Annotated in this window: 4 protein-coding genes and 1 tRNA gene; 1 reads left to right on the top strand and 4 read right to left on the bottom strand. The window is 55.4% G+C overall.

Annotation, left to right across the window (positions count from 1 at the left end; genetic code table 11):
* Window positions 1-320 precede the first annotated feature (320 nt).
* The 3 genes from B3P58_RS20270 to B3P58_RS20260 form a co-directional block, all read right to left on the bottom strand.
* A tRNA-Ile gene (locus B3P58_RS20270) sits at window positions 321-397 on the bottom strand.
* Window positions 398-630: 233 nt separating this feature from the next.
* Entirely contained in the window at window positions 631-1,554 is a 924-nt protein-coding gene (locus B3P58_RS20265; RefSeq protein WP_286720203.1) for an AEC family transporter, read from the bottom strand.
* 143 nt (window positions 1,555-1,697) lie between these two features.
* The gene (locus B3P58_RS20260; protein WP_286720200.1) at window positions 1,698-2,585 is read right to left on the bottom strand and encodes a LysR family transcriptional regulator; all 888 of its coding nucleotides are present in this window, start codon (window positions 2,583-2,585) and stop codon (window positions 1,698-1,700) included.
* An 88-nt stretch (window positions 2,586-2,673) separates the two neighbouring features.
* On the opposite strand from B3P58_RS20260, the gene B3P58_RS20255 reads away from it, so the two are divergent.
* Window positions 2,674-3,117, top strand: a complete 444-nt coding sequence (locus B3P58_RS20255) for a multidrug/biocide efflux PACE transporter (protein ID WP_286720198.1) — start codon at window positions 2,674-2,676, stop codon at window positions 3,115-3,117.
* Window positions 3,118-3,202: 85 nt separating this feature from the next.
* On the opposite strand, the gene rpoD is transcribed toward B3P58_RS20255, so the two are convergent.
* On the bottom strand, window positions 3,203-3,910 hold a 708-nt coding region (rpoD, locus tag B3P58_RS20250), incomplete at its 5' end, for an RNA polymerase sigma factor RpoD (RefSeq protein WP_286720195.1).

Below are 3,910 nucleotides of genomic sequence, written 5' to 3'. Positions count from 1 at the left end.
CGGTTTTATTGTGTGTGCAAATGAGACAAAAGCCGCGCCAGTACTGGGGCTGATAGGGGGAATGATCAATTGCACGAAGTGCGGAAAAGTGCAAAGCAGCGCGGATACCGGATAAGGGGGACGCGAAGAACGTCAGGGAATACGTGGGGTTCCGGCCTGTTTGGCGAATTGCACAAGTGTGCGGGTAAAAGCGGATAGGTCGGGGAAAGTTGACATGAAAGTTGACATTTTTGCGCGAAAAAAACGTATTTGACATGCTGTTGACATGAGGCACCCAGAATGGATCTGGGCGCCTATGTCGTTGATTTTAAAGGGGAAAATGGTGGGCCTTCCCGGACTCGAACCGGGGACCGTACGATTATGAGTCGCATGCTCTAACCAACTGAGCTAAAGGCCCTTGTGCGCTATCCGCTGCTTGTCTGCAGCAAATCCGGCAGTGGCTGCAGTCCTGCAGCTTTGAAAAGAGGCTGCATTATAAGCAGCTCTCAGTGTGAGTGCCACCTCTTTGATTTGCATAAGAAAAGTGTCGGGTGAGGCCACTGCTTGCCGGCTTTGGCCGGGCTGTTGTATTGATTGTTGTATCGATTGCTGTGCCGGCGGTTGTGTTAGTTGCTGTAGCAGCCGTCTGGCTTACAGCCAGATCAGCAGGGCGGATAACGTCAGCACTGACCCCAGGGTGCTGAGCAGAATGGTGCGCGAGACTACGGCGGCATCCTGCTGATAAAACTCGGCCAGCATATAGGGGCCGGTGCCCGTCGGCAGGGCGCTGAGCAATACTGCGGCACTGGCCCACAGCGGCGGCAGAGCAAACACGTAGGTGGCGAGCAGCCAGGTAAAAAGCGGATGGGCAATAAGCTTAATGCCCACCAGTGTGCCGGCGCAGCGGGTATTGCCGGGTTGTTTATGGGCGAGAAAAGCACCGAGTGAAATTAAGGCACAGGGCACCGTGGCGTCGCCGAGTAAGGTCAGCAGAGCACCGGCCACCGCCGGTACATCCAGATTCAGCAGGTTCCAGGCGATACCAATCAGTGGCGAAATCACCAGCGGGTTTTTCAGCAGGGCGATTCCTACTTTGAGCATCGCCTGACCGATTCCCCGGCCTTTCTGCAGGCTGACTTCGACACAGATAACGGCGATGGCAAACAACAGGCTGACCACCACCAGAGTGGCAATCAGGGCCGGTGCCAGGCCGTTGTCGCCGAGCACAAACAGGCATAGTGGAATACCAACGTAACCGGTGTTGGCATAGGAGGCGCCCAGTGCCTCCAGACTAGCGGCAGACAGCGGCGCACCTCGCCGGGAACGCCACAGCAGCGTGAGTACAAAAGTGGCGAGGGTGGCGAGGGTAAAGGTGAGCACAAAGCCGCTGTGCCAGATATCGGCCAACTGAGCTTTGGCGGTGAGGTTAAACAGCAGCGCCGGCAGGCACAGCCAGACCACCAGACGGTTCAGTTCGGAAGCGGCACTTTCGCCCAGACGGTGAGTTTTGCGCAGAATAAAACCGAGCAGGATCAGGCCAAAAATAGGCGTCAGGGTATTGAGAATAAAAGACATTTTAGTGCTACGGCATTGAGTACGCTGTCAGCATAGTGGGGTGGTTGCGACGTCACAATCTGGATTTAGTCGTAGTCGTGCTGCACAGACTTGTTGTGCTGGGTTTATGTGCAGGGCTTATGTAGAGAGTGCTTTGTTGAGGTTCAGGTTTTCCGCTTAGGGTTCGGCTGTGGAGCGCGACGAACCTGCAGTTGTTCCAGTAACCACTGCCCGGCAGGGCCAAGTGCGGTGCGGCGTGACCAGGCGACATCGATTTCCACGCCGCGCGGATAACCGCTGACAGACAGTTCCTGCAGCTGTTTGCCAAAGCGCTGTACCAGTGCTCTGGGCAACTCTGCCCAACCGAAACCGCGTTCGGCAAATTCCATTAAGGTCAGATAATCGGGAGCCGACCAGACCTGCCCATGGCTTGGCTGGCTGCCAGGAGCATAGGTACGGATCAGCAGCTGACGTTCATTTTCCAGATCCTGCCGGCGCGGGCTGGTCAGTCTGGCCAGTGGATGGTCGCGGTGCACATACAGGCTGAACTGCGCGTTATCCGGCAGGCGGGCGGTGGCGACGTCGGCCGGGTACTGACTTTGCGCGGCGAGGATGCCCATATGCACCTGACCCTTCTGAATCATATCGATGACATCGGCGCCTTCCGCCGGGCCACAGCGCAGCTCTGTGTGCGGAAAGCGTTCGGCAAAGCTGGCCATCACTTCGCCATGAAAGACAACGCTGTAGATATCGGTCATCACCAGTGACAGCAAGGGTTCAATATTGGCCGCCAGCCGCTGGGCCAGGGCATCGAGTTGTTCGCTGGCGGCGAGAATGGCTTCCACCTGCACCAGTACCTGGCGACCGGCTTCGTTCAGTTGCGGCTGACGGCCGCTGCGGTCGAACAGTGGGCAGCCAATATCCGTTTCCAGATTGGCAATGGCGATGCTGATGGTCGACTGGCTCTTGCCCAGACGCCGTGCGGCGGCGGAAAAGGAGCCGCTGGCGGCCGCTTCAACAAAGGCTTTCAGAGATTCCGGAGAGTAGCGCATGTATTGATAAAACCGATGGAAGCTATGTTTTAAGTATCTGTTTTATGAAAGATCATAGCAATCCGCTTTATTTGCCAGACGACAGATCATGAAGACCATCCTGAACAAAGAACGAATTATTCACGCCACCGGTTTCGAGCTGATTGCCATTCTGCTGTTTACTCCGTTAATGGCCTGGGCACTGAATGCTGAGGTCGCCACGACCGGTGCTCTGACGGTAATGATGTCGTTGCTGGCGATGCTGTGGAACATGGTTTACAACGGCCTGATTGACCGTTACTGGCCAACCGACCGGCAACAGTGGCGTTTCCGCGTGCGTTTGCTGCACGGCTTTGCGTTTGAAGCCGGACTGGTGGTGCTGTGTCTGCCACTGGCGGCCTGGATGCTGGATCTGACGCTGTGGCAGGCATTTTTTGTGGAGCTGGCATTCTTCGTCTTTATTCTGCCTTACACCGTGCTCTATAACTGGGTTTTTGATAAGGCGTGGGGACGCTGGCAAAGCAAAACAAAGCCGGCAGCTGTTGTTGTTTGATGTTCGGCTTTTGTTTGATGTGCGCCTGGCCAATAAAAGAACATAAAAAAACCCGCACGTGGCGGGTTTTTTTATGCGCGGACGATTACTCGTCGATAAAGCTGCGCAGGTGATCGGAGCGTGAAGGGTGACGCAGTTTGCGCAGAGCCTTGGCTTCGATCTGACGGATACGCTCACGGGTTACGTCGAACTGTTTGCCGACTTCTTCCAGCGTGTGGTCGGTATTCATGTCGATACCGAAGCGCATACGCAGTACTTTGGCTTCTCTTGCGGTCAGGCCAGCCAGCACAGAGCGGGTGGCTTCGGTCAGGCCGTCAGAGGTAGCAACATCGAGAGGAGACTCGGAGTGAGTATCTTCGATAAAGTCGCCCAGATGTGAATCTTCATCGTCACCGATCGGGGTTTCCATGGAGATTGGTTCTTTGGCGATCTTCAGTACTTTGCGGATTTTGTCTTCCGGCATTTCCATGCGCTCAGCCAGTTCTTCCGGCGTTGGCTCACGACCCATCTCCTGCAGCATCTGACGGGAGATGCGGTTCAGTTTGTTGATGGTTTCGATCATGTGCACCGGAATACGGATGGTGCGCGCCTGGTCAGCGATAGAGCGGGTAATCGCCTGACGAATCCACCAGGTTGCGTAGGTGGAGAATTTATAACCACGACGGTATTCGAATTTATCTACCGCTTTCATCAGACCGATGTTGCCTTCCTGAATCAGATCGAGGAACTGCAGACCACGGTTGGTGTATTTTTTAGCGATGGAAATAACCAGACGCAGGTTGGCCTCAACCAT

It is taken from the genome of Thalassolituus sp. UBA2009, assembly GCF_002335285.1.
Classification (GTDB): domain Bacteria; phylum Pseudomonadota; class Gammaproteobacteria; order Pseudomonadales; family Oceanobacteraceae; genus Venatoribacter; species Venatoribacter alkanivorans.
Note: the sequence above shows the minus strand (reverse complement) of the source record. Positions and strands in the feature narration are given on the sequence as shown.

What these genes read in the sequence shown, in the direction of transcription:
- B3P58_RS20265 (WP_286720203.1), bottom strand. Translation starts at nt 1,554, where the DNA reads ATGTCTTTTATTCTCAATACCCTGACGCCTATTTTTGGCCTGATCCTG.
- B3P58_RS20260 (WP_286720200.1), bottom strand. Translation starts at nt 2,585, where the DNA reads ATGCGCTACTCTCCGGAATCTCTGAAAGCCTTTGTTGAAGCGGCCGCC.
- B3P58_RS20255 (WP_286720198.1), top strand. Translation starts at nt 2,674, where the DNA reads ATGAAGACCATCCTGAACAAAGAACGAATTATTCACGCCACCGGTTTC.